This is a genomic window from Arthrobacter sp. Soil782, from assembly GCF_001428435.1.
Classification (GTDB): Bacteria; Actinomycetota; Actinomycetes; order Actinomycetales; family Micrococcaceae; genus Arthrobacter_D; species Arthrobacter_D parietis.
On sequence record NZ_LMSO01000010.1, the window covers coordinates 36,989 to 63,443 of the forward strand.

A 26,455-nucleotide genomic window follows, 5' to 3' on the forward strand; every position below is an offset into this window, starting at 1 on the left:
CAGGCATTCTGGACAAAAGGGCGTGGTCGGCGGCTTTCCATTCCCGTCCATGGCGTCGCAGACAATTTCCCAAGCACAGATGAGGATGTTCAACCGGATGACGGTTCTGAGTATCAGAATGATCGGTGATCCCGTACTACGGACGCCTGCGGCGGAAGTGACCGAGTACGGTCCGGACCTGGCGCGGCTGGTGCAGAACATGGTTGAGACCATGCATAGCGTGCGGGGTGCAGGGTTGGCGGCACCCCAGGTCGGTGTCGGCTTGCGGGTTTTCACTTATGCCGTTGACGGAGAAGAAGGTCACGTCATCAATCCGCGGCTGACGGCTTCCGGTGGGCTGCAGGCCGACGATCAGGAGGGCTGCCTCTCCGTGCCGGGCATCGGGTTCCCACTTCCGCGCGCCGACGAGGTCCTGCTCAAGGGATTCAGCGTGACCGGAGAACCCGTGCAACTCAACGCCACGGGGATGCTTGCGCGCTGTTTCCAGCATGAAACTGATCATCTTGATGGGCGTCTCTACATAGATCGTCTGGCGGGCGAGGACCGCCGCAGCGCCATGCGCGCTATCCGTAACGGACGCTACAGCGACGTCACTCTCGACACCGTATCCAAGCGGTCCGGAAACGTCGGATCAGCGTTCGGCATGAAAGTGTCCCTGCCGGGCAGCCAGGGCGCCGGCGCATGAGAATACTTTTCGCCGGAACGCCTCAGGTGGCAGTGCCGTCCCTGAATGAGCTTCGTTGGGCCGGTCACGAGGTCGCCGCCGTACTCACACGGGCGGATGCCCTTGTGGGGCGGAAGAAAGTCCTCACGCCGAGTCCCGTTGCCCAGGCTGCAGCCGAGGCAGGTCTGGAGATCATCAAAGCAAACCGTATCGACGAGCCGGTTGTTGAGCGCCTGAAGGCGCTGGACCTGGATGCTGCGGCGATCGTCGCATACGGCGGCCTTGTTCCACCCGCAGCGCTGCAACAGCCCCGGTTTGGTTGGATCAACCTCCACTTCTCGCTGCTGCCGGCCTGGCGGGGTGCGGCACCCGTGCAGCACGCGCTGATCAACGGGGATGACATCTCGGGGGCATCCACGTTCCTTCTCGAGGAGGGCCTGGACACCGGGCCGGTGTTCGGGACAGTGACGGAGCCGGTCCGTTCCGAGGACACTAGTGGCGTCCTCCTCGAACGCCTGTCTCAGAGCGGCGCGGTACTTCTTTCCCAGACGCTTGCCGCGCTCGAGCAGGGACGCGCAGTCCCTGTTCCCCAAAGCGGCGAAGTGTCCCTCGCTCCCAAGCTCTCGAGCGCCGACGGAAGAATCCGTTGGTCTGATCCGGCCCTCGCAATCAAGCGCCGGATCAGCGGTGTGACACCGGAACCCGGTGCATGGACCTTGCTGGACGGACAGCGCGTCAAGCTCGGAGTAGTGCTTCTTCATCCCGACATCGGAGAGATTCCTTCGGGCCGCGTTCGTGAAAGGGACGGGGCCGTGCTCGTGGGGACAGGCTCGCATGCGGTCCAGTTGACGGAGGTTCAACCTGCAGGCCGTTCTATGCTCGCCGCTGCCGAATGGTTCCGCGGAACTCGCCGAGAGGATCTGATTTTCGAATGACACCTGAATACCGGTCCGGAGAATCAAGCCGTCGCAATGAGCGGGGACGCGAACGCAACAGGTCAGGTGAGCGTAAGTTCTCCGCGACCGCGCCGGGAGAACGCACCCGGCGGGCGGATCCGGCCCGCCTCGTGGCTTTCGAAGTCCTGCGGGCTGTCGCGGCCGACGACGCCTATGCGAACCTGGTGCTGCCGACCAGCATCCGCAAGCATCGCCTTGGCCGTCAGGACGCAGGCTTCGCCACCGAATTGGCTTACGGGGCTCTTCGCGGTCAAGGCACGTATGACGCCATCCTCTCGCTGTGTGTCGATCGTCCGCTTGCGCAGCTTGATCCGGCTGTCCTTGATGCGCTAAGGCTAGGCGTCCACCAGTTGATGGCAATGCGCGTCCCCCCGCACGCAGCACTTGACCAGACGGTGGGGCTTGCCAGAGCCGTCATTGGAGCGGGACCATCTTCCCTGATCAATGCCGTACTGCGGAAGGTTTCCCGCAAGTCCTTTGCTGAGTGGCTAGACGTGCTCACAGAGGGGGTTGAGGACCCTGTCCGCGTCAGTTCGCTGCGCCATAGCCACCCGGAATGGATCGTCCGCACCATGCGGCAAAGCCTCGTGAATCACGGGCGTTCCGTCGCCGAGATCGACGACCTGTTGGCTGCAGACAATGCCGCGCCCGTCGTCAACCTGGTTGCATTGCCGGGTATCGGAGAACTCGACGAAGCGCTGGAAGCCGGTGCCCGCGCAGGCGAGCTGGTGGTGGATTCAGCGTTGTTCGCCGCCGGCGACGTCGGCCGGCTTGAGTCAGTTCGATCCGGCCGAATCAGAGTGCAGGACGCCGGATCCCAGCTGGTCGCGCGTGCCCTGGCCGCCGTCGAGGTTGATCATCCTCCGGAAGACGGCGAAGAGTGGCTTGACCTGTGTGCCGGTCCGGGTGGCAAGTCGGCCCTGCTGGCCGCGATCGCCGCCCAGCGCGGTTACAGGCTCGTAGCAAACGAACCAGCCGAACACCGTGCAGCGCTCGTCCGGCAAGCCCTTGCCGCAGTGGATCCGGCCGTATGGAGCGTACGTGTGGGTGACGGGCGCAGCATTGGGGAATCCTACCCGGAGGGATTCGACCGCATCCTTGTCGACGCGCCGTGCACCGGTCTGGGTGCGCTCCGCCGCAGGCCTGAGGCCCGTTGGCGCCGCCAGCCCTCCGATCTCGCGGAACTGGGACCCCTGCAGCGGGCTCTGCTCGCGGAGGCCCTCGAAACGGTTCGTCCGGGCGGTGTGGTGGCCTATGTCACCTGCTCGCCGCATCCCGCAGAAACTACGGCCGTCGTTCAGGACAGCCTCCGCGGCAGGGACGGTTACGTGCTTCTGGACGCGGGCCAGGTGCTGGATGGCGTGAGCAAGAGCGGTTCACTCCACGCGGGCCATGAGTCAACGGCGCAACTGTGGCCGCACGTACACGGTACCGATGCCATGTTCCTCGCCCTGATTCGACGGGCAACCTAGCGTTCGAGTCCCGACGGTTCACCCCCAAAGAAAGGTCGAACATTGAGAACCTGCTGCATTCACCCAAGCATCCTGTCGGCGGACTTCGTCAACCTCCAGTCCGAACTCGGACGCATTTCCACTGCGGACGCCGTGCACGTGGACGTCATGGACAACAGCTTCGTTCCCAACCTCACGCTCGGGCTTCCAGTTGTGAAACGGATCCAGGCAGTGAGTCCGGTCCCGCTGGACGTGCACCTCATGATTGACGACGCCGACCGCTGGGCACCTGAGTATGCCGCCGTGGGTGCCGCTTCAGTCACATTCCATGCGGAAGCGGCTCGGGCACCGATCAGGCTGGCACGGGAATTGCGTTCAGCAGGCACACGCGCGGGTATGGCTCTGCGCCCCGCTACCGCCGTCGAGCCCTATCTGGACATGCTCGGCGAGCTGGACATGCTGCTCATCATGACAGTGGAGCCCGGCTTCGGGGGACAGTCTTTCCTTGATGTGACGCTTCCCAAGATCCGGCGGGCGGCCGAGGCCATCCGCGGCTCAGATTTGCCGCTTGTCATTCAGGTCGACGGGGGTATCACGAAGGACACCATAGTCCGCGCAGCCGAAGCCGGAGCTACGGTGTTCGTGGCGGGGTCTTCGGTCTATGGTGCAGAAGATCCCGCGGAGGCCATCGCGGGGCTCCGGCGGGCAGCGTCTGACCAGCACACCCGGTAGGCACTAGGGCTTAGGCCGGCGGTATGCCGGTCAGGGTGATACGCAACGCCCGCGTGTCGGCAGCCGCCTGGCGGAGCACGTCCTGGCGTGGGTCGGGTACGGGCAGCAGGGGCAGGCGGGGGAGACTGCGGTAGGCAGCCAGTCCCGCGTGCTCAAGGCACTCGGAGAGAAGCTTTGCGTCGCCGCCCGGCTGTAGGCAGGCAGGATGGTCCGCGTCGAAGAGGATAGCCGCCCGCTCTGCTGCGGTATCGACCAGTGCATCAGCCTGGTTGGCCCTTCGCCGGGCGAACCGCTGCTGGGACCAGCCGCCGGCGGCGGTACGTGACTGGACATAGCGGGTGCCGTTCTTCGAAGCGATGAGGGCTCCTTCCCTTGCAATCCCGACGCCGTAGCCGCCGCGCCGGATCAGGAGCACCCCTACGGTGACTGGAACCGACGAAACCCGGATCAGTGCTTCAATCGCCGGCTGCGGCTCGGATGGCATCGGTTCACTGAAGACCTCACTCCGGCTGAGAACAGCAAGGGGAGCGGCGATCTCGGCCGTGCACCCATTTGCAGCCCGCAGGACCACAACGCCGGCCTTGCGATCGGCATGTTCTGCAGAGAAAGTTCCGTTTCGCTCGCCGAAGCGCTGCACCCAGCCGGCCAGGCGCTCGGGCGTGACCAGCACCGACCGTTTGTCCTGCACGTCGCTTCCTTTCGGACCTGTGGGCATTGGGTGTCGAAGGTTCACAGTAGCCTTGGCACTGTGAACGACCTATTCAGCCTCGACTCCGACGGCTATGGCGAGCCGGCTACCGCCTCGGGGACGGAACGCAACCGGCCACGCAGCCCGCTGCCGGTGCGGATGCGCCCGCGCACGGTCGATGAAGTGGTTGGGCAGCAGCACCTCCTCGGTGTGGGGTCTCCGCTTCGGACCTTGGCGGCAGGGGAACCGGCCGCACGCACGGGAGCTCCGACGTCCGTCATCCTTTGGGGGCCGCCCGGTACAGGAAAGACCACGCTGGCGCATGTCATTGCGCGCGGTCAGGGCCGCAAATTCGTCGAACTGTCTGCAATAACCGCAGGCGTCAAGGACGTCCGCCGGGTGATGGATGAAGCCCTGTCCAACCGGGACCTGCACCGCATCACAACAGTTCTTTTTCTGGATGAGATCCACCGCTTCAATAAGGCGCAGCAGGATGCGCTGTTGCCCGGCGTCGAGAACGGCTGGGTAGTACTCATTGCGGCCACTACGGAGAACCCGTCTTTCTCGGTTGTCTCCCCGCTGCTGTCCCGTTCCCTTCTGCAGACGCTGAAGCCGCTCACTGAAGAGGACATCAGTGCACTGCTGCAACGCGCCGTGGAGGACCCGCGCGGCCTGGCAGGAGAAGTCGCGCTCGAGGAGGATGCGCTGGCGCACCTGGTGAGGTTAGCCGCCGGCGATGCCCGTCGGGGACTGACGGCACTTGAGGCAGCTGCCGGCGTCGCATGCTCCGCTGTATCGGAACAGGGACCGGACGAGGATGAAGACGAGGAAGCGGAAGAGGCATCGGCGAGCGAAGGAGCCCACCCTGGACCTGTCCGCATCACGCTCCAGCATGCCGAAAAAGCTGTTGACGTCGCTGCCTTGCGCTATGACCGCGCAGGGGACCAGCACTATGACGTGGTCAGCGCCTTCATCAAGTCCCTGCGCGGTTCAGACGTGGATGCCGCGCTGCACTACCTGGCCCGCATGCTGGAATCCGGCGAAGACCCCCGCTTCGTGGCACGCAGACTGATGATCTCCGCGGCGGAGGACGTCGGGATGGCAGATCCCACTGCGCTCCAGACAGCGGTTGCAGCGGCACAGGCCGTTCAGCTGATTGGAATGCCGGAGGGCCGCATCATCCTCGCGGAAGCTGTCGTGCATATTGCCACCGCACCGAAGTCAAACGCCGCCTACAACGGAATCAATCGGGCTATCGCCGATGTTCGGGCGGGAAAGGGGCAGGGCATACCCGCGCACCTTCGGGACGCCCACTATCCCGGCGCACGGCAACTGGGCCACGGGAAAGGGTACGTTTATTCACACGATGAACCCCATGGAATCGCGAGCCAGCAGTATGCACCGGATGACCTCGTGGGCACCGACTACTACGTTCCGACTGACCGGGGTACCGAACGGACAGTTTCCGCGCGGCTGGAGAAACTTCGCGCCATTATTCGGAACCGCTGAGCACTGCTAGGATAGTGCGTTGACTGGCAAGTCGCGGCTCATCCATGCCCGCTACCCGCAGGTCTGAATTAACTCAGATCCCTTGGGCAGCAGCACCAGTGAGAACCCGCGGACTGTAGTACCGGAAAAGCGGCCCCTTCCGGCTCTCCGAACGTGGAGGCCAGCGACACCAAAGAGCTCACGGCGTTCGCCGTCGTGAGCTGCTTCGCCGCAAAACAGTGAAAGGTAAACGTGGCTAACAACACACGTGCCCGCCGCAAGGTCCGCATCTCGCGGGCCCTCGGCATTGCTCTGACCCCGAAGGCCGAGAAGTACCTGGAGCGTCGTCCGTACGCACCGGGACAGCACGGCCGCTCCCGCCGCAAGCAGGACAGCGACTACGCAGTACGCCTGCGCGAAAAGCAGCGTTTGCGCGCGCAGTACGGTATCCGCGAAGCGCAGATGGCCCGCGTCTTCGAAGAGGCCCGCCGTACAGCCGGCCTGACCGGTGAGAACCTCATCGAACTGCTCGAAATGCGCCTTGACGCACTTGTGCTGCGGGCGGGTTTCGCACGCACCAGCGCCCAGGCACGCCAGCTCGTGGTGCACCGCCACATCATGGTTGACGGTGCACGCGTGGACCGTCCGTCGTTCCGCGTCAAGGAAGGGCAGCTCATCCACGTGCACAGCCGCAGCGAGACCATGGTTCCGCTGCAGGTTGCCGCAGCAGGCGCTCACCGCGATGTGCTTCCGGCAGTTCCCGCGTATCTTGACGTTCAGATTGAGAAGCTCCAGGCCCGCCTGGTCCGCCGCCCCAAGCGCTCGGAGGTCCCTGTGACCTGTGAAGAGCAGCTCGTGGTGGAATACTACGCCCGCTGATCCAACGCCGAATTCGGCGTGTCGGCAGTACAACTGAACATCAGTTACCCAAGAGCCCGCGGCGCACGCCGCGGGCTCTTGAGTAGGTAAGGTACATAGGGAATCGCGGGCGCCTGCCCGCGCTGCGCGAGGACTAAGGAGTTGTTCACGAATGTCAGGTGGAGATATCGCCGGGCTGATTGCCGCCGGAGTCTTTGCGATCCTGGTCGCGCTGCTTGCCATCCCTGTGTGGAAGCTTGGCAAGGTTTTCGATGAGCTTCGCCAGGCCATCCGGTCCGTGAGCGAGGGCACCACTCCGCTCATCGATGAGGTCACCAGCACGGTGTCGACAACCCATCAACAGTTGAAGAACGTTGACGGGATCACCTCAAATGTGTCGGACGCCTCGGCCAACATCTCCGCGCTGTCGTCGCTGGTCGCAGCCACCGTGGGATCCCCGCTCATCAAGGTGGCGGCGTTCTCCTACGGGGTGCGCAACGCATTCGCCTCAAGACGGAAGCCGGCCTCCCGGCGTCGTAGTCGTTGATCGATACCTCGCGTACAAGACTCACTTACAACAGACGAGGAATTCTTGATGATCAAGAGGGTTTTCTGGCTCGCGGCAGGTGCCGCAATCGGGGTCATAGCGGTACGCAAGGTATCTGCGATGAAGTCGGCTGTCGGTCCCGAGGGACTGAACCGTGCTGTCGCGCAGCTGACCGACAGCGTCGCCGACTTCGCCGACGTATTCCGGCAGGGAATGCTGGAGCGCGAGACCGATCTGCGTGCTGCGCTAGGCGTTGATACCGAGCACCGTTCCTGATCCCTGCATCACCCGAAACCGCCGCTGCGCCCCGTCCGCGCGCAACACCGAAGGATTCCCATGAAGTCCCAAGAGATCGCCCGCCGCTGGCTCGACTACTTTGAACGCCAGGGACACACCCGCGTGCCGTCGGCCTCCCTGGTGTCCAGCGACCCGTCACTGCTGTTCACTGTTGCCGGTATGGTTCCCTTCATTCCCTACCTGACTGCACGCGAGGTGCCGCCCTACAGCCGAGCGACGAGCATCCAGAAGTGCATCCGTACCGCGGACATTGAGGAGGTGGGCAAGACCGCCAGGCACGGCACGTTCTTTCAGATGTGCGGAAACTTCTCCTTCGGCGACTACTTCAAGCAGAACGCCATACGCATGGCGTGGGACCTGCTGACAAGCAGTGTGGAAGACGGCGGCTTCGGACTGGCTGCCGACCGGTTGTGGGTCACGGTGTACCAGGACGACGACGAGGCCCTGGCCATCTGGCGGGACGAAGTGGGGTTCCCAGCCGGACGAATCCAGAAGATGGGGAAGAAAGACAACTACTGGAACACCGGCCAGCCTGGCCCCGGCGGGCCGTGCTCTGAAATCTTCTACGACCGCGGACAGGAGTACGGCAGGGACGGCGGACCGGAGGCGGACGAAGACCGTTACATCGAAATCTGGAACCTCGTGTTCATGCAGTACCGGCTCTCGGCCGTGCGCAGCAAGGATGATTTCGACATCGCGGGTGAACTGCCCAAGAAGAATATCGACACCGGCCTGGGCCTGGAGCGCCTGGCAATGGTGCTGCAGGGCGTAGAAAACATGTACGAGACCGATCAGGTTCGCCCTGTATTGGACAAGGCTGCGGAACTGTCCGGCCGCGAGTACACCAGTGCAGAATCCGACGACGACCCGCACCACCAGGACGACGTGCGGATGCGTGTCGTGGCCGACCACATCCGTTCAGCCCTGATGCTGATCACCGACGGTGTGACGCCGTCCAATGAAGGCAGGGGCTACGTCCTTCGACGGCTGATACGCCGGGCGGTGAGGGCGATGCGCCTGCTGGGTGTTGAGAAGGCGTGCCTGCCGGAGCTCCTGCCCGTTTCCCGGGACGCCATGAAGGGTGTCTACCCGGAGGTCGAGCGGGACTTCGAACGCATCAGCCGGATCGCTTATGCGGAAGAGAAGGCGTTCCTGCGCACCATCGCTTCCGGCACGGCCCGCCTCGAGGAAGCCGTCCGCGAGTCAAAGAGCGCGGGCCGGAACCTGTCCGGCCAGGACGCATTCAGCCTGCATGACACCTACGGGTTCCCCATCGATCTCACCCTTGAAATGGCTGAGGAAGCCGGCGTGAAAGTCGACGCCGAGGGGTTCCGCGCACTGATGCTCGAGCAGCGCCAGCGGGCGCAGGCTGACGCGCGCGGCAAGAAGGCCGGGCACGCTGACATGACGGTTTTCAACGAGCTGCTCACAACTGGTGAGACGGTATTCACCGGGTACGACGAATTGACCAGTGAGGCTGTGGTGCGGGGCATCATCAGCAACGGAGCGTCGATTCCCGCCGCGCGTCAGGGCGAGGAAATCGAACTGATCCTCGACCGGACCCCGTTCTACGCCGAGGCCGGTGGACAGGCCGCGGATGTCGGCCTGATCACGGGAAACGGCTTCACCGTGGAGGTCACGGACGTCCAGAGGCCAATCAAGGGATTGAACGTTCACCGTGCGCTTGTCCGCGAGGGGGAAATCACGCAGGGTGCGCCTGTTACCGCAGCCGTGGACCGTCAACGTCGCCATGCCGGTGAACAGGCACACTCGGGAACACATATTGTCCACGCTGCGCTCCACCAGGTCCTCGGCCCCGACGCGCTGCAGCGCGGTTCGTTCAACAAGGCCGGATACTTGCGGTTCGACTTCTCCTGGGGAGAGGGCATCAGCATGGCAGCCCGCTCTGAGATCGAAGAAGTCTCGAACCTCGCTATCCGCAGCAACCACACCGTCGAAACGAAGGTGATGGGCCTCGATGAAGCCAAGGCACTAGGCGCAACGGCGCTGTTCGGGGAGGCATACGGAGACAGGGTGCGCGTAGTCGAAATCGATGGCGAGTGGTCGCGCGAATTGTGCGGCGGCACCCACGTCGACTCAACGTCGCTGATCGGTACGTTGACACTGCTCGGGGACCAATCGGTGGGATCCGGCAACCGCCGTGTCGAGGCCCTCGTCGGCATGGACGCTTTCCGGCATGCTGCTGCTGAGCGCGCTCTGGTTACCGAGCTCTCGGAAATGTTGAAGGTGCCCTCCCCGCAGCTTCCGGAGCGCCTCGGCGCAACCCTGAACCGGCTCAAAGCAGCCGAGAAGGAACTGGAGCGCCTGAGGAAGGAACAGCTGTCGAACGCCGCCGCCTCGCTCGTCGCTACCGCCCAGGACCTTGCCGGCGTGCGCTTAATCATCCACGACGCCGGCACAGTCGGCAGTGCGGACGATCTCCGCAATCTCGCGCTCGATTTGCGGGGACGCCTCGGCTCAGGAGCCGCTGCGGTTGCTGTGGCCGGAGTGAGCAAGGACCGTCCGGTGGTCCTCGTCGTCACCAACGAGGACGCACGCGCAGCAGGGGTGAAGGCCGGTGCGCTGGTGCGCACCGCTGCAGGTATCCTCGGCGGCGGGGGCGGCGGCAAGGACGACATGGCGCAGGGCGGCGGATCCGATCCGGCTAAGGTTCAGTCGGCGCTGGAGTCCATCCGCGCCGCCGTGGCGGCCAGGTAGCAGGAGCTCCTTCCATCGTGGCATCCGGAGAGTACCCTCGAGGGGTCAAGATCGGCGTGGACGTCGGCATGGTTCGCGTGGGAGTTGCGGCCAGTGACAGAGACGGTCTGATCGCCACGCCCGTCTGCACTCTCAATCGGGATTCGCGGAAGAACAGGGACTTGCGCCTGCTGCTCAGGAACATTGTGGAGCTGGCAGCCGTTGAAGTATTCGTTGGGCTGCCACGCAACCTGAGCGGGACCGAGTCCGCCTCAACGGCCATGGCACGCAGTTACGCGGCGACCCTTTCCGGCATGATCTCCGAAGCCCACATGGACGTGCCGGTGCGATTGATCGACGAGCGGCTCTCCTCCGTTTCGGCCCATAGGTCGCTTCGGCAGGCTGGCTTGAACAGTCGTCAACACCGTAAGGTAGTAGATCAGGTGGCAGCCGTGGAGATCCTTCAACATGCCATCGACATGCAACGTAACCTTGAGCGGGATGTGGGGGAGCCGGTCGTTCAGGACCGGCGGCGAAGTCTTGATCCGCCGTCGGCCTCATCTGAGGAGTCAGACATTTCGCAAACCTACAGTGGGAGGAAAGAGGAGCAGTGAGCCATCGTCATCCTCCTTTCCCGGCAGCAGACCACGGAGCTGAACAGCACCCCGACGATCATTTCGAGGAGCATTACCCGGTGCACCCCGAGCCAGTCGAGCAGTTTTTCGAAGCAGACCTCCCGTCCCGCCGCAACCGCCGGCCCTCCAAAGCGCGCCAGCGCCGCCGGAGGCGCAGGACCATCGTCATGCTGGTGGTCGTCCTTGGATTCGTTGGAGTAGTGGTCGCCGTCGCCATGTTCCTCAGGAGCCTCCTCGGTGTAGGGGAAGTTACTGATTACGCGGGCCCGGGAACGGGGTCGGTGACCTTTACAGTCGACGCCGGCGCCGGACCGCTGCTCGTCGGTAACAGTCTGGAGCAGCAGGACATCGTTGCCAGCGCAGACGAATTCCTCAACGCTTTTTCCTCTGTTGCCGACGGTCGCGTGATCCAGCCCGGCGACTACGAGTTGAAATACCAGATGAGTTCCGAGGAAGCAGCGAAAGCGCTGCTTGCAGACGCTGATTCCAAGGTGCACTACGCTGCCGTGGCCAGGGATTTGAGGCAGAACGAGGTCTTCGACATCCTGGCCGAGTCAACCGGGATACCGCGTGAGGAATTTGAGGCGTTAGCCGAGGACCCAACACAGTTCGGCATTCCCGAACAGTCACCCAGCCTGGAAGGGTATCTCTATCCCGGCGAGTACCGCTTCGATCTTGATGTAACCGCCACTGAAGTGATCCAACAGATGGTCGACAACACCAAGGCGGCCCTTGAGGATGCAGGAGTCACCGACCCAGCCGAGCAGTACCGCATCCTGACTATCGCGAGCATCGTCCAGGCCGAGGCCGGCCAGGCCGATTACGCGCAGGTAGCCGGCGCCATCATGAACCGACTGGGTCCGGACAATACGGAGACAAACGGTTTGATCCAGTCTGATGCGACGGTGACCTATGGGCTTGGACGCAAGAGCTACAATCTGACGCCCGAGGAAAAGGCCGACACCTCGAACCCGTACAACACGTACGCCAACGAGGGACTGCCTGTCGGCCCTATCGGGTCACCCAGCGCGGAAGCGATCGAGGCTGCGGTCAACCCAGCCGATGTGCCCTACTACTACTGGGTGACCGTCAACCTGGACTCCGGTGAAACCAAGTTCTCGGAAACGCTTGCCGAACATGCACGGTATGTCGCGGAGTACCAGGCGTGGTGCGCTGACAATGTCGGAAGGTGCGAATAGGTGGTTCCCGATCAGACGTCGGCCCAGTACCGGGCCGGAGTTATCGGCCAACCCATCGCGCATTCGAAATCACCGATCCTTCACAGCGCTGCCTACGCCTTCCTGGGTCTTGACTGCAGTTACACGGCAATCGACACTTCGCCGGATTCGCTCAAGGACAGGCTGGCTGAGGTCAGGGCGAATCCTGCCTGGCGCGGGCTGTCTGTCACCATGCCTCACAAGGCTGCTTCCCTGCCGCTTATGGATGAGCTTGGGCCAGGGGTCGCTGAACTCGGGGTAATCAATACCGTGCGCGCTGTTGGGACGGGCCAACAGCGGCGTCTGATGGGCTACAACACCGACATCGAAGGGATCGTCCGTGCGGTACGCCACGCAGGCGCGTCCCCGAAGGTGGCCCTGGTGCTCGGTGCCGGCGGGACGGCCTCAGCGGCCGTCGCCGCGCTGGCACGCATGGGAGTCGAGCGGGCGCAGATCTGCGCCAGATCACCGCAGAAGGCAGAATCCCTGGTTAAACTAGGTCGGCGGCTCGGTATCGCCGTGAAGCTCAGCGGGTTCAGCGAAGCCGCAGAGCTCTGCGGAAGCTCGTCGCTGGTGATCTCTACGCTGCCGCCGCACGGGGCGGATGAGCTTGCCGGCGCACTGGGTGCGGCAGCAGCGCGAGACTATGCTGGACTTCGGAATGACTCCGACCCTCGCGTACTTCTCGATGTGGCCTACGACCCTTGGCCCAGCGCCCTGGCCCGGGCGTGGTCCTCGCTTGGCGGCGTCATTGTTCCAGGCCTTGAGATGCTCCTCTATCAGGCTGTGGAGCAGGTGAAACTCTTCGCCGGGGATGCCTTTCGCGAGGAGTCCGCTGTCATAAATGTGATGTGTGACGCGGTGGGGGCGCCCCGGCGCTAGCGGCGCCCTTGGGCCGTGGCAGGATGGACCTATGTTGCGTTGGTTGACGGCCGGGGAATCCCACGGCCCTGCTCTGGTCGGAATCATTGAGGGAATGCCCGCGGGTGTTGAGATCACCAGTGAGGCTATCCAGTCCGCTCTGGCCCGCCGCCGGCTCGGCTATGGCCGCGGCGCCCGGATGAAATTCGAACAGGACGAAGTCCGAATTGTCGGGGGAGTCCGCCACGGACTGACCCAGGGTGGCCCGGTGGCCATCGAGGTGGGAAACACCGAATGGCCCAAGTGGGAACAGGTCATGTCGGCGGATCCGGTGGATGCAGGAGTACTGCAGGAATCCGCGCGTAACGCACCTCTCACCCGGCCCCGGCCCGGCCACGCGGATTTCACCGGCATGCAGAAGTATGGCTTCGATGAGGCGCGGCCGGTGCTTGAACGCGCCAGTGCAAGGGAGACGGCCGCTCGCGTAGCGTTGGGCGCCGTTGCAGCCCAATTCCTGTCGTCCCTCGGCATCGAGCTCGTCAGCCACACCGTCGGTGTGGCGTCCGTCGCCGTTCCGGAAGGATCCGAACTGCCGGGCCCCCGGGACGTCCTGGCACTGGATGAAGATCCCCTGCGCTGCTTTGACCGCGAAACCTCTACCGCAATGGTGGCCGAAGTAGATGCCGCCCACAAGGAGGGTGAGACACTCGGTGGGGTGGTCGAGGTTCTCGCCTATGGGCTTCCTCCCGGACTGGGAAGCTATGTCCACTGGGACCGCCGGCTCGACGCCCGCCTCGCGGGTGCGCTGATGGGTATTCAGGCCATTAAGGGCGTTGAGGTGGGCGACGGCTTCGAGACTGCCCGGCGGCGGGGCTCGGCGGCGCATGATGAAATCGTGCGGGAACAGTCCGGGCGGATCGGGCGCACAACCAACAGGGCAGGCGGGATCGAGGGCGGTATGAGCATCGGTGATGTCCTGCGCGTGCGAGCAGCCATGAAACCCATCGCAACGGTTCCGCGAGCCCTCCAGACAATCGATGTAAGTACCGGTGACGCCGCCAGGGCTCACCACCAGCGTTCCGATGTGTGTGCTGTGCCCGCGGCGGGTGTAGTCGCCGAGGCCATGGTTGCCCTGGTCCTCGCAGAAGCGGTCACGGAGAAGTTCGGGGGCGACTCTGTGGCGGAAACGAAGCGCAACCTTAATTCATACCTGGAGAGCATCCCGGCGTCCCTGAATTCGGTTGCGCCCTGATGCATCCGGCGGCCCATAAACCGCTGGTGCTCATCGGGCTCATGGCCACGGGAAAATCGACCGTCGGGCGTCGGATCGCGTCCAGGCATGGCTGGCGATTCGTCGATACGGACGCAGCGATCGTCGACCGCCATGGCCCGATTCCTGCCATTTTTGCTGAAATCGGCGAACCGGGCTTCCGGCTACTCGAGGCCGGCATCGTGTCTGAGGTCCTCACGGCAGCGGAACCAGGCACAGTCATTTCCCTCGGGGGAGGAGCGGTCCTCAACGAAGGGACGCGGCGGCTTCTTGGATCAGCTTTCGTGGTCTTCCTCGACGCGGACCTTTTGACCGTCCTGCCGCGGCTCAGCGGCGACACCGGCAGGCCATTGCTGGCCCAGGACCCTGGCGAGACCTGGGCTCGGCTTGAGCAGGAGCGCCGTCCTCTCTACGAAGCTTTGGCAGACACGGTGATAGATACACGGAATGCGTCCGAAGAAGCAGTTGCCGACCGTCTCGAAATCCACCTGCGCAACCACATTCTTACTGAAGATAAGGACCAACGGCCATGACCGCTGAACCTACTGCCATCCGCATCACGGGAAGTTCCGCGGCGGAGAACTACGACGTCGTCGTCGGGCATGGCCTGCTGGACCGGCTCTCACCGCTGCTCGGCGAGCGGGTCCGGCGTGTCCTGGTGGTTCACCCCCGAGCCCTGCGATCTACAGGAGATACCGTTCGGGAGCAGTTGGCCGGAGATGGATTCACTGCGGTCACAGCAGAGATTCCGGACGCCGAAGAAGGCAAGCACATTCAGGTGGCGGCATTCTGCTGGCAGGTACTTGGCCAGAACGATTTCACGCGGTCCGATGCCATCGTGGCTGTTGGTGGAGGTGCGGTCACCGACGTCGCCGGCTTCGTTGCCGCAACCTGGCTGCGCGGGGTCAAGGTCGTGCACCTGCCGACCACCCTGCTCGGCATGGTGGACGCCGCCGTTGGCGGTAAGACCGGGATCAACACCGCCGAGGGCAAGAACCTGGTCGGGTCTTTTCATCCGCCGGCGGGAGTTCTCGCCGATCTGGACGCTCTTCAGACACTTCCGGCCAATGAATTGATCACCGGCATGGCCGAGGTTGTGAAGTGCGGATTCATTGCGGACCCCCGAATCCTCGAGTTGGTGGAGTCCGACCCGGAAGCGGTCAAGGACCCCACCAGCGGCGCCGTACGCGAACTCGTAGAGCGTTCAATCGCTGTGAAGGCTGCTGTGGTTTCCGAGGACCTCAAGGAGTCCGGCCGGCGCGAATTCCTGAACTACGGGCACACGCTGGGGCACGCGATCGAACTGGCGGAACGCTACTCCTGGCGGCACGGAGCCGCCGTCTCGGTAGGCCTCGTCTTCGCAGCGGAACTGTCCCGGATGGTTGGCCGCCTGGATGATTCCACCGCAGACAAACACCGCTCGATCCTGGAAACGCTGGGCCTTCCCGTGACGTACCGGCGTGATCGCTGGGCAACACTCCTGGACGGCATGCGGCGGGACAAGAAGGCACGGGGTGATCTGCTGCGGTTCGTGGTGCTCGATGATGTTGCCCGGCCTGCGATTCTTGAGGTCCCGGACACATCACTCCTCTTCGCCGCGTACCAGGAAATCGCTTCCTGATCCGGTTACACGGGCAGGGTAGACTGGTCTTCGGTCTTTTGGCGGGCAGTTCCTGAACAGTCCTGTACTGCGCCTGCTGCGACGTAAGCCAAACATCAGTGAATCGACGAAAGAGAATCCGTGGCTACCACGAATGACATCAAGAACGGCACTGTTCTCAAGCTTGAGGGAAACCTCTGGAATGTGCTTGAGTTCCAGCACGTGAAGCCGGGCAAGGGCGGCGCATTTGTCCGTACGAAGCTCCGCAACATCCTATCCGGCAAGGTCGTCGACAAAACCTTCAACGCCGGGCTCAAGATCGAAACTGCCACCGTGGACCGCCGCGACTACCAGTACCTGTACAAGGACGGCGACGACTTCGTGTTCATGGACACGACGGACTATGACCAGATCACCGTTCCCGGCGCTACCGTGGGCAGTGCGGAAAATTTCATGCTCGAAAGCCAGATGGCGACCATCGCCATGCACGAGGGTTCGCCGCTCTACCTCGAACTGCCGCCGTCGGTGGTCCTTGAAATCACTTACACGGAGCGAGGGCTGCAGGGCGATCGCTCTACCGGCGGCACCAAGCCGGCCACCGTTGAAACCGGGTACGAGATCCAGGTGCCCCTTTTCCTGGAAACCGGGACCAAAGTGAAGGTCGACACCCGCTCCGGTGAGTACCTGGGACGCGTCAACGAGTGAGCGCCCGGAGTAAGGCGCGGCGCAGGGCCATGGATATCCTGTTCGAGGCGGAGCAGAGGTCCGTTTCTCCCCTGGAAGCCCTGCAGGCACGCCGCGAGAAAACGGACACCGTCATCAATGAGTACTCGGTGGAGATCATCGAAGGCGTGATGGCCCACGGCACGCAGATCGATGAGTTCCTCGGCACGTATTCGCAGGGGTGGACGCTTGATCGAATGCCCGCGGTGGACCGTATGATCCTCAGGGTCGGCGCCTGGGAACTGCTGTACAACGAGGATGTTCCGGACACCGTCGCTGTGAGCGAGGCTGTGCAGCTGGCAACCATGTTGTCGACCGATGAGTCGCCCACGTTCATCAACGGCTTGCTGGGCAGGCTCCAGCAGCTCAAACCCACGCTGCTGGCGTAGTTTCCAGCTGCTTGGACCGGAAGGCTGCGCCGGGAACTCAGACCCTGCGCGCTGAAGCCGCGTTGAGGATCCGGCGGCGGGCCACGTCCAGTTCGTGTAGGAGGTGGACCTCCAGCTGCGGATCCTGCGTGGCGGCATGGCCCGCGCGGAGACGCTGACGCACAAAGGCCAGACGGACGCCGGTGTTGATGAATTGCTTCATACCAGGACCCGCGCCGACGGCCCGCGCCCACGCCATCGCCGATGACCGACCGCGCGGCGCTGCAACCATCTCCAACTCCTGATTGGTGAGCCAACCGGCACCGGAGTACTCCGCCAGGTGCTGATATGTTACTGTCCGTTCAGCGCGGCGCAAACCAAGCACGACTGCGATCACCACGAGGAATAGCGGCACCTGAACCAGGAAATAGAACGAGAAGAAGTCGGTGAACAGGACCACCAGGCCGCCGTTCCACAGCATGTGACCGGCGATGGCGGGAAGCAGCCCGATAGCAAACGCACCCAGCAGCCGGCCCTTCCCACGGCCTTTCGCGACGGCCATCCCTAGGACAACTCCCAGCGCACCGGTGAACATCACATGGGCGAACGGTGAGAACAATCCCCGCATCACAAACACCGTAATTAGTCCGCCGAGCCCTGCAGGGTCAGTGATCGCCGATCCGAAGTAGAGGATATTCTCGGTGAACGCGAAGCCCGCGGCGACAGTTCCGGCATAGACCATCCCGTCCACCGGCCCGTCAAAATGGGTACGTCGGGACAGAGCAAGAATCAGTACGCCGAGACCCTTGGCTGCTTCTTCCACCAGCGGAGCCTGGAAGACAGGACCGATGATGTCGTAACTCGTTCCCTCCAGCCCTACGCTCAGAAGCGCCGTGACGACGGGCCCTAGCAGGAGCGTGACAGCCACCGACGTTCCTGCTCCCCAGAGGAAAGCGAAAGTCAGGGCGCCCCGCGGTTCCGGGTCCCACCGGTCCACCCAGCGGATGCCGGCCAGGCAGATTGCCAGCGGCACCAGTGCAAGAGCGGCGCATAGAACCAGTGCAGCCGCTCCCAACTGCACCGTCACGAGCACCGCCACTCCACCAAGAATGAGGGCCGCAAAAACGAGCAGCAAACCATTGACGACGGCGGCGCGCACCTGACGGGAGCGCTCCCTGCCAAGTGATTGCATTCCGGCGGGCGGGTGGGCAGGCGATGGAATCGGTGGTCCCGGACTTACCTGCTGCCACATTCCCAGCGGCGGCTGTGCCGCCGGTTGTACCGTCCGACGTGGCTCCAAGTAGGGGCGCCCGGCGTTCATACTCATTCCCACAGGATAGGCGGTGGCGCGGCTGTGATAGTTTTGAACGCGCAGCCCAACCCTTTAAAGGCCGTCCCGTGAGGCGGAGAAGGAGGACGCGTCCCATGAGTGTACCCAGCCCTCACACCGGAGGCTCCGTGTTCCGCACGGTCCTCGGTGACGCTGATATCGATCGTGCCCTGACACGGATCGCGCACGAAATCCTCGAAGCCAACAAGGGCGCAGAAGACCTCGTACTGCTGGGCATTCCCCGCCGCGGTTTTCCCATCGCGCAAAGGCTCGCCCGCAAGATCGCGCGCACCGACCCCACTGTGAACCCCGGGCGCATTGTCGGCCGCCTCGATGTCACGATGTTCCGTGACGACCTACGCAAGCACCCCACCCGTCCACCGGGTCCGACAGAGCTTCCGTCTTCCGGCATCGACGACAAGGTTGTCGTGCTGGTGGATGACGTGCTCTACTCCGGCCGCACGATCCGGGCAGCGCTTGACGCAATTGTCGACGTCGGAAGACCCCGAATTGTCCGCTTGGCCGTTCTGGTGGACCGCGGGCACCGTGAACTCCCTATTCGAGCGGATCACGTTGGAAAGAATCTTCCTACCTCGTCCGCAGAAAAGGTTCGTGTGCGGATCAGCGAGATCGATTCCGTCGACGAAGTAATCATTGAAGGACCGGCATGAAGCACCTCCTGTCGACCGAGAACCTGCAGGGAACGCAAGCTATCCGGATCCTCGACACTGCCGAAGAAATGGCGGCTGTCGGTGAGCGGGAAGTGAAGAAGCTGCCGGCGCTGCGTGGACGGACCGTCGTGAATCTCTTCTTCGAGGACTCGACACGGACCCGTATCTCTTTCGAAGCCGCAGCGAAGCGGCTGTCCGCTGATGTGATCAACTTCGCTGCGAAGGGCTCCTCGGTTTCCAAGGGCGAGTCACTCAAGGACACGGCGCAGACCCTTGAGGCGATGAGTGCCGATGCCGTGGTCATCAGGCACTGGGCATCCGGGGCTCCCGCCCGGCTTGCTGCCTCGGACTGGATCGACGCCTCCGTCATCAATGCGGGCGATGGAACCCACGAGCATCCCACCCAGGCGCTGCTCGATGCCTTCACGCTTCGCAGGCACTGGTCGAAGATCGCAGGACTTCCATCCCTCGGTGAGGACCTGCGGGGGCTGCGCATCGCGATTGTGGGTGACGTTCTGCACTCGCGGGTTGCGCGCTCCAACCTCTGGCTGCTCACCACACTCGGTGCGGAGGTGACCCTCGTGGCGCCTCCGACCCTGCTGCCCGTCGGTATTGATACCTGGCCCTGCCGGGTCAGCTTCGATCTTGACGAGGTACTGGCGACCGGTCCGCACGCGGTCATGATGCTCCGGGTTCAAGGCGAGCGGATGAACGCTGCCTTCTTCCCCTCGACCCGTGAATACGCCCGCACCTGGGGCTTCGACGATGAGCGGCTGGCAGCGCTGGAGGCCTCTGCCGGCAAGGACACCATCATCATGCATCCGGGCCCCATGAACCGGGGCCTCGAGATTTCCTCAGCTGCGGCTGATTCTCCCCGTTCAACCGTGCTCGCCCAGGTGCGCAACGGCGTATCCGTCCGGATGGCCGTTCTCTACCTGCTGCTGTCGGGCGATGATTCCGCGCAGCCCACACCCGCCCAGGAGGCAATAACAGTATGAGTACCAGCTACCTGATCAAGGGCGCCACCATCGCCACGGGGGAGGCCGGTGTAGACGTACTGGTTTCAGATGGACGCATAGCTGACCGAGGGCGATCCCTTTCAGCTGCCGGCGCCGTCGTTCTTGATGCCGACGGGTTGATCCTACTACCCGGAATGGTGGACATCCACACACACCTTCGGGAACCGGGACGCGAAGATGCGGAGACAGTGGAGACCGGTACCCGGGCAGCTGCGCTGGGGGGCTATACAGCCGTGCACGCGATGGCCAACAGCATGCCCGTGGCAGACACCGCTGGCGTGGTTGAGCAGGTTCATGCACTCGGGAGGCGCGCCGGGTGGGTAGACGTACGTCCGGTGGGTGCGGTCACAGTCGGGCTTGCCGGGGAGAGGCTCGCGGAGCTTGGCGCGATGGCGGAGTCGCGTGCCAGGGTCAGGGTATTTTCCGACGACGGTATCTGTGTGTCAGATCCGGTGCTGATGCGGCGCGCACTGGAATACGTGAAGGCGTTCGACGGCGTAGTCGCCCAGCACGCGCAGGAGCCGAGGCTCACCGAGGGCGCACAGATGAATGAGGGCGCCGTCTCTGCAGTCCTCGGGCTGGCGGGTTGGCCGGCGGTTGCCGAGGAGAGCATTATTGCTCGTGACGTGCTGCTGGCGCAGCACGTTGATTCACGGCTCCACGTCTGCCATGTTTCAACGGCCGGGTCGGTTGACATCATCCGATGGGCGAAACAGCGCGGCGTGAAGGTGACCGCAGAAGTCACGCCGCACCACCTGCTGCTGACCGACGAACTTGTCCGTTCCTGGGATCCCGTCTACAAGGTGAACCCGCCGCTGCGCACGGACGACGACGTCACGGCTCTCCGCGAGGCGCTGGCTGACGGAACCATCGACGTCGTCGGCACTGATCACGCGCCGCACCCCTCCGAATACAAGGAGTGCGAGTGGGCGCAGGCCGCAATGGGCATGACGGGCCTGGAAACCGCTCTGTCTGTCGTGCAGCACAGCATGATCGAGACCGGACTCATGGATTGGTCGCGTTTTGCCGATGCGACGTCCATGCTCCCTGCGCGCATCGGCAGGGTGGAGACGCAGGGAAGACCGCTGGAGGTCGGCGAGATGGCAAATCTCACACTGGTGGATCCAGCAGCCCGGTGGACGGTCGATCCCCATAAGATGGCTACCAAGGGCCGTAACAGTCCCTTCGCCGGCCTTGAGTTGCCAGGCGCCGTCGTCGCAACCTTCTTCGCCGGGCATCCGACCGTGCTCGAAGGGCGGCTCAACACACCGCATCCCGATGCACAAGGGGAATGAAGCGTGGACGTAGCAACAACCGCGGTCGTCATCTCACTGATTGCGATCGTGCTGGTGGTGGGACTGATGGCCCTCGGCTGGCGCAATCGCCAGCTGCGCCAGCATGGGCTGCAGGCTCCTGCCGGTCTCCCCGGTAATCCCGGGACACCGCTCTATGCGGCGGAAGGGCAATACGTGGTCACCACCACCGGCGGTGACTGGCTTGACCGCGTTACAGCCCATGGTTTGGGCAATAAGGCAACAGCGACCGCAGCCGTGTATGCGCACGGTCTCCTGTTTGACCGCACCGGTGATAGCGAGGTGTACATCGCCAAGGAAAATCTTTCAGACGTTCGGCTCGAGCGCGGCATGGCCGGAAAATTCGTTGAAAAGGACGGTTTGGTGGTTGTGTCATGGACCCTGGATTCCCAGACCTTTGATACCGGCTTCCGAACCCGGTATTCCGCGGACAAGACTCAGCTTCTGGCCGCGATCAGCGCACTGATTGAGGACGCTGACCCCCTCACCAACCCCACGAGCAAGGAAATACAGTGACAACACACACGGGAGTAGCAGGCGCCGGTGCAGAGGCGGTTCTGATTCTGGAGGACGGACGTACCTTCCGTGGACGCAGTTACGGAGCGCCCGGAACGGCTCTGGGCGAGGCAGTCTTCGCTACCGGCATGACCGGGTATCAGGAGACCATCACGGATCCCTCCTACGCGCGGCAGCTCGTAGTGCAGACGGCACCGCACATCGGCAACACCGGGGTGAACCGGGACGACGCCGAGTCCCGGCGGATCTGGGTGGCCGGCTACGTTGTGCGTGACCCGGCGAGGCGCCCCTCCAACTGGCGGTCCGAGAAAAGCCTCGATGTCGAGCTGACCGAACAGGGCGTCGTCGGTATTCAGGGAGTCGATACCCGTGCCATCACCCGTCACCTGCGCGAGCGCGGCGCTATGAAGGCCGGCATCTTCTCCGGACCGGACGCCGCACGCAGTGATGCTGAGCTCCTTGCCGAGGTAAAAGGCCAGCGCAGCATGGAGGGGTTCCGGCTCGCGGAGGAAGTGAGCGCCACCGCGCGCTACGTGGTGGAGCCCGCCGACCACGGGTGGGATGGGGAGCCGCGGTTCACCGTGGCGGCCCTGGACCTCGGCATCAAAGCCATGACACCGAAGCACTTTGCCCAGCGCGGTGTGCGCACGGTGGTGCTGCCTGCAGATTCAACCTACGACGACGTCGTGGCCGTCGGTGCCGATGGCGTCTTCATGTCGAACGGGCCGGGGGATCCATCTACCGCGGACGCCCAGGTTTCGCTACTGCGTCACGTTCTCGACGCGCGGATGCCGTTCTTCGGTATCTGCTTCGGCAACCAGATCCTTGGCCGGGCACTCGGTTTCGGGACGTACAAGCTGCGTTACGGGCACCGGGGAATCAATCAGCCCGTACTCGACCGGCGCACCGGCAAGGTTGAGATCACCAGCCAGAACCACGGGTTCGCGGTGGACGCACCACTCGAGGGACCGGTTACCGCTCCTGAGGAACGCTTCGGCCGGGTCGAGGTGAGCCATGTGTGCCTCAATGACGACGTCGTCGAGGGCCTCGCGTGCCTGGATCTGCCGGCGTTCTCGGTGCAGTACCACCCGGAAGCGGGTGCCGGCCCGCATGATTCCGCGTACCTGTTCGACAGGTTCATCGACTTCATGGCCGAAGCTGCCCGCTCCGGCGACGGCTCCGGCAAGCTTGATGCCTCCGAAGTCTCCAAAGCTCCCACCCCCGCGCAGGAAGAAAACTAGATGCCCCGCAGAACCGATCTCACCTCCGTCCTGGTCATCGGATCGGGGCCCATCGTCATCGGCCAGGCGGCCGAGTTCGACTATTCAGGCACCCAGGCGCTCCGCGTGTTGAAGGAGGAGGGCCTGAGGGTCATCCTGGTCAACTCCAACCCGGCAACGATCATGACCGATCCGGAGTTCGCCGACGCAACCTACGTTGAGCCGATTACGCCGGAAGTGGTCGAGAAGATCATCGCGAAGGAACGTCCGGACGCGATCCTTCCCACGCTGGGCGGCCAGACCGCGCTGAACACGGCGATCGCCCTGGACAAGAACGGCGTACTCGAGAAATACGGTGTGGAACTCATCGGCGCGAACATCGCTGCGATCGAGCTCGGCGAGGACCGCGAGAAGTTCAAGGGCGTCGTGGAGCGTTGCGGCGCGGAATCGGCGCGGTCCGCCATCATTCACTCCCTGGAGGAAGCTTTTGTTGCCGCGGAGGATCTCGGATACCCGATGGTGGTCCGCCCTTCCTTCACCATGGGTGGTCTCGGTTCCGGCCTTGCCTACACCGAGCAGGACCTGCGGCGCATTGTGGGCCAGGGCCTGCAGTACAGCCCTACCAGCGAGGTACTGCTTGAGGAGAGCATCCTTGGGTGGAAGGAATACGAGCTGGAAATGATGCGCGACAAGAAGGACAACGTCGTCGTCGTCTGTTCCATCGAGAATTTCGACCCGGTCGGGGTCCATACCGGCGACTCCATTACCGTCGCGCCGGCCCTGACACTCACCGACCGTGAGTACCAGCGCCTGCGGGACATCTCGATCGCGGTCATCCGTGAAGTGGGCGTGGACACGGGCGGTTGCAACATCCAGTTCGCGGTTGAGCCAGGTACCGGCCGCGTCGTGGTCATCGAGATGAATCCACGCGTCTCGCGGTCCTCGGCCCTGGCCTCGAAGGCCACCGGATTCGCCATCGCGAAGATCGCCACCAAGCTCTCCCTCGGGTACACGCTCGACGAGATCCCGAATGACATCACGCGCAAGACACCGGCGTCCTTCGAGCCGACACTGGACTACGTTGTGGTCAAGGTTCCCCGGTTCGCGTTCGAGAAGTTCCCCGCCGCAGATGACACGCTGACCACCACCATGAAGTCCGTCGGCGAGGCGATGGCGATGGGCCGAAACTTCACCGAAGCGCTGCAGAAGGCGCTGCGCTCCCTGGAACAAAAGGGCTCACAGCTGACCTTTGATCCGGTCAGCGAATTCGACGTCCCCGAACTGATCGACGCGGCAAAGCGCCCGACGACGGAGCGCCTCTCCCAGGTGCAGCGAGCACTCCTCGGAGGAGCGAGCATTGAAGACCTCTATGAGGCCACCGGTATCGATCCGTGGTTCCTGGACCAGCTCGTCCTCCTCAACGAGGTGGCTGCGACCGTCCGCCAGGACGGGATCAAGCCTGACACGCTGCGACTGGCGAAGCGGCACGGCTTCTCCGACGAGCAGATCGGCCTCCTCACGCATACGCCGGAGGCAGTGGTGCGGGGCGTACGTCACGCCCTCGACATCCGGCCGGTCTTCAAGACTGTGGATACCTGCGCAGCCGAATTCGCGGCGTACACGCCGTACCACTATTCGTCCTACGACGAAGAGGACGAGGTGGGCCTGCACGCCAAGCCATCCATCATCATCCTGGGCTCCGGCCCGAACCGCATCGGACAGGGCATCGAATTCGACTACTCGTGCGTCCACGCGACCATGGCGCTGCGCAAGGCCGGCTATGAGACGGTGATGGTCAACTGCAATCCGGAGACCGTTTCCACGGACTACGACGTCTCCACCCGACTCTATTTCGAGCCGCTCACGCTGGAGGATGTCCTCGAAGTGATTGCCGCAGAGGAACGGACCGGCGGGGTCATGGGTGTCTTTGTGCAGCTAGGCGGCCAAACGCCGCTGAAGCTTGCCCAGGCGCTGGCCGATGCCGGCATCCCGATCCTCGGCACGTCGCCTGAGGCCATCGACCTGGCTGAGCACCGGGGTGAGTTTGCGCGGGTCCTGGCCGAGGCCGGACTGATAGCCCCGAAGAACGGTACGGCAGTCTCCTTTGAGGATGCCCGGGCCATCGCCGACGAGATCGGCTATCCGGTCCTGGTCCGGCCCTCGTACGTGCTGGGTGGACGCGGCATGGAGATCGTGTATGACGAGGCGAACCTGTCCCGCTATATCTCCAACGCGACAGAAATCACTGCGGACCATCCGGTCCTGATTGACCGGTTCCTCGAGGATGCCGTGGAGATCGACGTCGATGCGCTGTACGACGGCAAGGACCTGTACCTCGGCGGCATTATGGAGCACATCGAGGAAGCCGGCATCCACTCCGGAGACTCCGCGTGCGTGCTGCCCCCGATCACTCTGGGTACCGATGTGCTGGATCGGGTCCGGAAAGCAACCCGCGCCATCGCCGAGGGCGTCGGCGTCCGCGGTCTCATCAACATCCAGTTCGCGCTTGCAACAGATGTGCTGTACGTACTCGAAGCCAACCCGCGCGCCTCGCGTACCGTCCCGTTCGTCTCGAAGGCCACGGGTGTCCAGATGGCGAAGGCCGCCGCCCTCATCGGCACCGGTGTCACCATCCACCAGCTGAGGACTGCCTATAAAATCCTGCCTGAAAACGGTGACGGCTCACAGCTGCCGCTATCCGCGCCGGTGTCGGTGAAGGAGGCGGTGCTTCCATTCAGCCGCTTCCGCACGCCGGAGGGCACAGTGGTTGACTCGCTCCTGGGTCCTGAGATGCGCTCGACCGGTGAAGTCATGGGTATTGACAAGCATTTCGATACCGCCTTCGCCAAGAGCCAGGCCGCTGCCAACAACGCCCTGCCCACCCAGGGCAAAGTGTTCGTCTCCGTGGCTAACCGTGACAAGCGTTCGATCATCATGGGTGTCAAGCGACTCTCGGATCTCGGCTTCGAAATCGTCTCCACCGGCGGCACTGCCGATGTGCTGCGCCGCAATGGGATTCAGGCCACTCCTGTCCGGAAAGTCGCCGAAGGCAGCAGTGCAGAGGGCGAGGGAACCATTGCGGACCTGGTGGTCGCCGGTGAAATCGATATGGTCTTCAACACACCCTCAGGTGGGGAGGCTCGCAGCGACGGGTACCAGCTGCGCGCTGCTGCAACCTCGATCGGCATTCCGTGCATCACCACCGTCGCTGAGTTCAACGCGGCGGTGCAGGCAATCGAGGCGCTGCGCACCTACGAGTGGTCGGTCACAAGCCTGCAGGACCACGCACGGGCTATCCGGGGCGAGACCGTTCCGGACCCGGTCGGAGCCTAAG

At 63.6% G+C, this 26,455-nt stretch carries 25 protein-coding genes; 23 read left to right on the forward strand and 2 right to left on the reverse strand.

Features of this window, described 5'->3' with window-relative positions; genetic code table 11:
• The first annotated feature begins 97 nt into the window (after positions 1 to 97).
• From def to rpe, 4 genes are read left to right on the forward strand one after another with little or no spacing between them, the layout of a single operon-like run.
• On the forward strand, positions 98 to 685 hold the full coding sequence (def, locus tag ASH00_RS13610) for a peptide deformylase (RefSeq protein ID WP_056549611.1): 588 nt from the start codon (positions 98 to 100) through the stop codon (positions 683 to 685).
• Positions 682 to 1,599: a methionyl-tRNA formyltransferase gene (gene fmt / locus ASH00_RS13615; RefSeq protein ID WP_056549402.1), complete on the forward strand. Its 918-nt coding sequence runs from the start codon at positions 682 to 684 to the stop codon at positions 1,597 to 1,599. The genes def and fmt overlap by 4 nt, the downstream gene beginning before the upstream one ends.
• The gene (locus ASH00_RS13620) at positions 1,596 to 3,092 is read left to right on the forward strand and encodes an RsmB/NOP family class I SAM-dependent RNA methyltransferase (RefSeq protein WP_235563318.1); all 1,497 of its coding nucleotides are present in this window, start codon (positions 1,596 to 1,598) and stop codon (positions 3,090 to 3,092) included. The genes fmt and ASH00_RS13620 overlap by 4 nt, the downstream gene beginning before the upstream one ends.
• A gap of 42 nt (positions 3,093 to 3,134) precedes the next feature.
• Complete coding sequence (gene rpe, locus ASH00_RS13625; RefSeq protein WP_056549406.1) at positions 3,135 to 3,803, forward strand: ribulose-phosphate 3-epimerase; 669 nt, start codon at positions 3,135 to 3,137, stop codon at positions 3,801 to 3,803.
• Positions 3,804 to 3,813: 10 nt separating this feature from the next.
• On the opposite strand, the gene ASH00_RS13630 is transcribed toward rpe, so the two are convergent.
• Positions 3,814 to 4,491: an acVLRF1 family peptidyl-tRNA hydrolase gene (locus tag ASH00_RS13630; protein ID WP_056549408.1), complete on the reverse strand. Its 678-nt coding sequence runs from the start codon at positions 4,489 to 4,491 to the stop codon at positions 3,814 to 3,816.
• A 60-nt stretch (positions 4,492 to 4,551) separates the two neighbouring features.
• On the opposite strand from ASH00_RS13630, the gene ASH00_RS13635 reads away from it, so the two are divergent.
• The 13 genes from ASH00_RS13635 to nusB all read left to right on the forward strand — a co-directional run bounded on the left by ASH00_RS13635 (position 4,552) and on the right by nusB (position 17,073).
• Positions 4,552 to 6,000 carry a replication-associated recombination protein A gene (locus tag ASH00_RS13635; RefSeq protein ID WP_056549409.1) on the forward strand — a complete coding sequence of 483 codons (1,449 nt, stop codon included), beginning with the start codon at positions 4,552 to 4,554 and terminating at the stop codon, positions 5,998 to 6,000.
• A 231-nt stretch (positions 6,001 to 6,231) separates the two neighbouring features.
• Positions 6,232 to 6,858, forward strand: a complete 627-nt coding sequence (gene rpsD / locus ASH00_RS13640; RefSeq protein WP_056549410.1) for a 30S ribosomal protein S4 — start codon at positions 6,232 to 6,234, stop codon at positions 6,856 to 6,858.
• A 151-nt stretch (positions 6,859 to 7,009) separates the two neighbouring features.
• Entirely contained in the window at positions 7,010 to 7,384 is a 375-nt protein-coding gene (locus ASH00_RS13645; RefSeq protein WP_056549411.1) for a DUF948 domain-containing protein, read from the forward strand.
• A gap of 48 nt (positions 7,385 to 7,432) precedes the next feature.
• On the forward strand, positions 7,433 to 7,660 hold the full coding sequence (locus ASH00_RS13650; RefSeq protein WP_056549412.1) for a hypothetical protein: 228 nt from the start codon (positions 7,433 to 7,435) through the stop codon (positions 7,658 to 7,660).
• Positions 7,661 to 7,720: 60 nt separating this feature from the next.
• Entirely contained in the window at positions 7,721 to 10,399 is a 2,679-nt protein-coding gene (gene alaS, locus ASH00_RS13655) for an alanine--tRNA ligase (protein ID WP_056549413.1), read from the forward strand.
• 17 nt (positions 10,400 to 10,416) lie between these two features.
• Complete coding sequence (gene ruvX / locus ASH00_RS13660) at positions 10,417 to 10,992, forward strand: Holliday junction resolvase RuvX (RefSeq protein ID WP_056549414.1); 576 nt, start codon at positions 10,417 to 10,419, stop codon at positions 10,990 to 10,992.
• A complete protein-coding gene (gene mltG / locus ASH00_RS13665; RefSeq protein ID WP_056549416.1) occupies positions 10,989 to 12,212 on the forward strand; it encodes an endolytic transglycosylase MltG in 1,224 nt (407 codons plus the stop codon). Before ruvX ends, mltG begins: the two co-directional genes overlap by 4 nt.
• Positions 12,213 to 13,112: a shikimate dehydrogenase family protein gene (locus ASH00_RS13670; protein ID WP_056549418.1), complete on the forward strand. Its 900-nt coding sequence runs from the start codon at positions 12,213 to 12,215 to the stop codon at positions 13,110 to 13,112.
• Positions 13,113 to 13,143: 31 nt separating this feature from the next.
• The gene (gene aroC, locus ASH00_RS13675) at positions 13,144 to 14,343 is read left to right on the forward strand and encodes a chorismate synthase (protein WP_056549421.1); all 1,200 of its coding nucleotides are present in this window, start codon (positions 13,144 to 13,146) and stop codon (positions 14,341 to 14,343) included.
• Entirely contained in the window at positions 14,343 to 14,894 is a 552-nt protein-coding gene (locus ASH00_RS13680) for a shikimate kinase (protein ID WP_056549423.1), read from the forward strand. The genes aroC and ASH00_RS13680 overlap by 1 nt, the downstream gene beginning before the upstream one ends.
• Positions 14,891 to 15,982, forward strand: coding sequence for a 3-dehydroquinate synthase (gene aroB / locus ASH00_RS13685; protein WP_056549425.1), 1,092 nt, complete (start codon positions 14,891 to 14,893; stop codon positions 15,980 to 15,982). The genes ASH00_RS13680 and aroB overlap by 4 nt, the downstream gene beginning before the upstream one ends.
• Positions 15,983 to 16,102: 120 nt before the next feature.
• The gene (gene efp / locus ASH00_RS13690) at positions 16,103 to 16,666 is read left to right on the forward strand and encodes an elongation factor P (protein ID WP_056549427.1); all 564 of its coding nucleotides are present in this window, start codon (positions 16,103 to 16,105) and stop codon (positions 16,664 to 16,666) included.
• Positions 16,663 to 17,073 (forward strand): transcription antitermination factor NusB, encoded by a 411-nt coding sequence (gene nusB, locus ASH00_RS13695; RefSeq protein WP_056549429.1) that lies wholly within the window; start codon positions 16,663 to 16,665, stop codon positions 17,071 to 17,073. The genes efp and nusB overlap by 4 nt, the downstream gene beginning before the upstream one ends.
• Before the next feature lie 37 nt (positions 17,074 to 17,110).
• On the opposite strand, the gene ASH00_RS13700 is transcribed toward nusB, so the two are convergent.
• Positions 17,111 to 18,379: a PrsW family intramembrane metalloprotease gene (locus ASH00_RS13700; protein ID WP_082566153.1), complete on the reverse strand. Its 1,269-nt coding sequence runs from the start codon at positions 18,377 to 18,379 to the stop codon at positions 17,111 to 17,113.
• A 98-nt stretch (positions 18,380 to 18,477) separates the two neighbouring features.
• Here ASH00_RS13700 and pyrR point away from each other — a divergent pair, with 98 nt between their 5' ends.
• From pyrR to carB, 6 genes are read left to right on the forward strand one after another with little or no spacing between them, the layout of a single operon-like run.
• Positions 18,478 to 19,053, forward strand: a complete 576-nt coding sequence (gene pyrR / locus ASH00_RS13705) for a bifunctional pyr operon transcriptional regulator/uracil phosphoribosyltransferase PyrR (RefSeq protein ID WP_056549433.1) — start codon at positions 18,478 to 18,480, stop codon at positions 19,051 to 19,053.
• Entirely contained in the window at positions 19,050 to 20,051 is a 1,002-nt protein-coding gene (locus tag ASH00_RS13710; protein WP_056549435.1) for an aspartate carbamoyltransferase catalytic subunit, read from the forward strand. The genes pyrR and ASH00_RS13710 overlap by 4 nt, the downstream gene beginning before the upstream one ends.
• A complete protein-coding gene (locus ASH00_RS13715; protein WP_056549437.1) occupies positions 20,048 to 21,367 on the forward strand; it encodes a dihydroorotase in 1,320 nt (439 codons plus the stop codon). The genes ASH00_RS13710 and ASH00_RS13715 overlap by 4 nt, the downstream gene beginning before the upstream one ends.
• 3 nt (positions 21,368 to 21,370) lie before the next feature.
• Complete coding sequence (locus tag ASH00_RS13720) at positions 21,371 to 21,901, forward strand: PH-like domain-containing protein (protein ID WP_056549439.1); 531 nt, start codon at positions 21,371 to 21,373, stop codon at positions 21,899 to 21,901.
• Positions 21,898 to 23,142 (forward strand): glutamine-hydrolyzing carbamoyl-phosphate synthase small subunit, encoded by a 1,245-nt coding sequence (carA, locus tag ASH00_RS13725; protein ID WP_056549441.1) that lies wholly within the window; start codon positions 21,898 to 21,900, stop codon positions 23,140 to 23,142. The genes ASH00_RS13720 and carA overlap by 4 nt, the downstream gene beginning before the upstream one ends.
• Positions 23,143 to 26,454 (forward strand): carbamoyl-phosphate synthase large subunit, encoded by a 3,312-nt coding sequence (gene carB / locus ASH00_RS13730; protein ID WP_056549443.1) that lies wholly within the window; start codon positions 23,143 to 23,145, stop codon positions 26,452 to 26,454. It abuts the gene before it with no gap.
• Position 26,455: the final 1 nt, after the last annotated feature.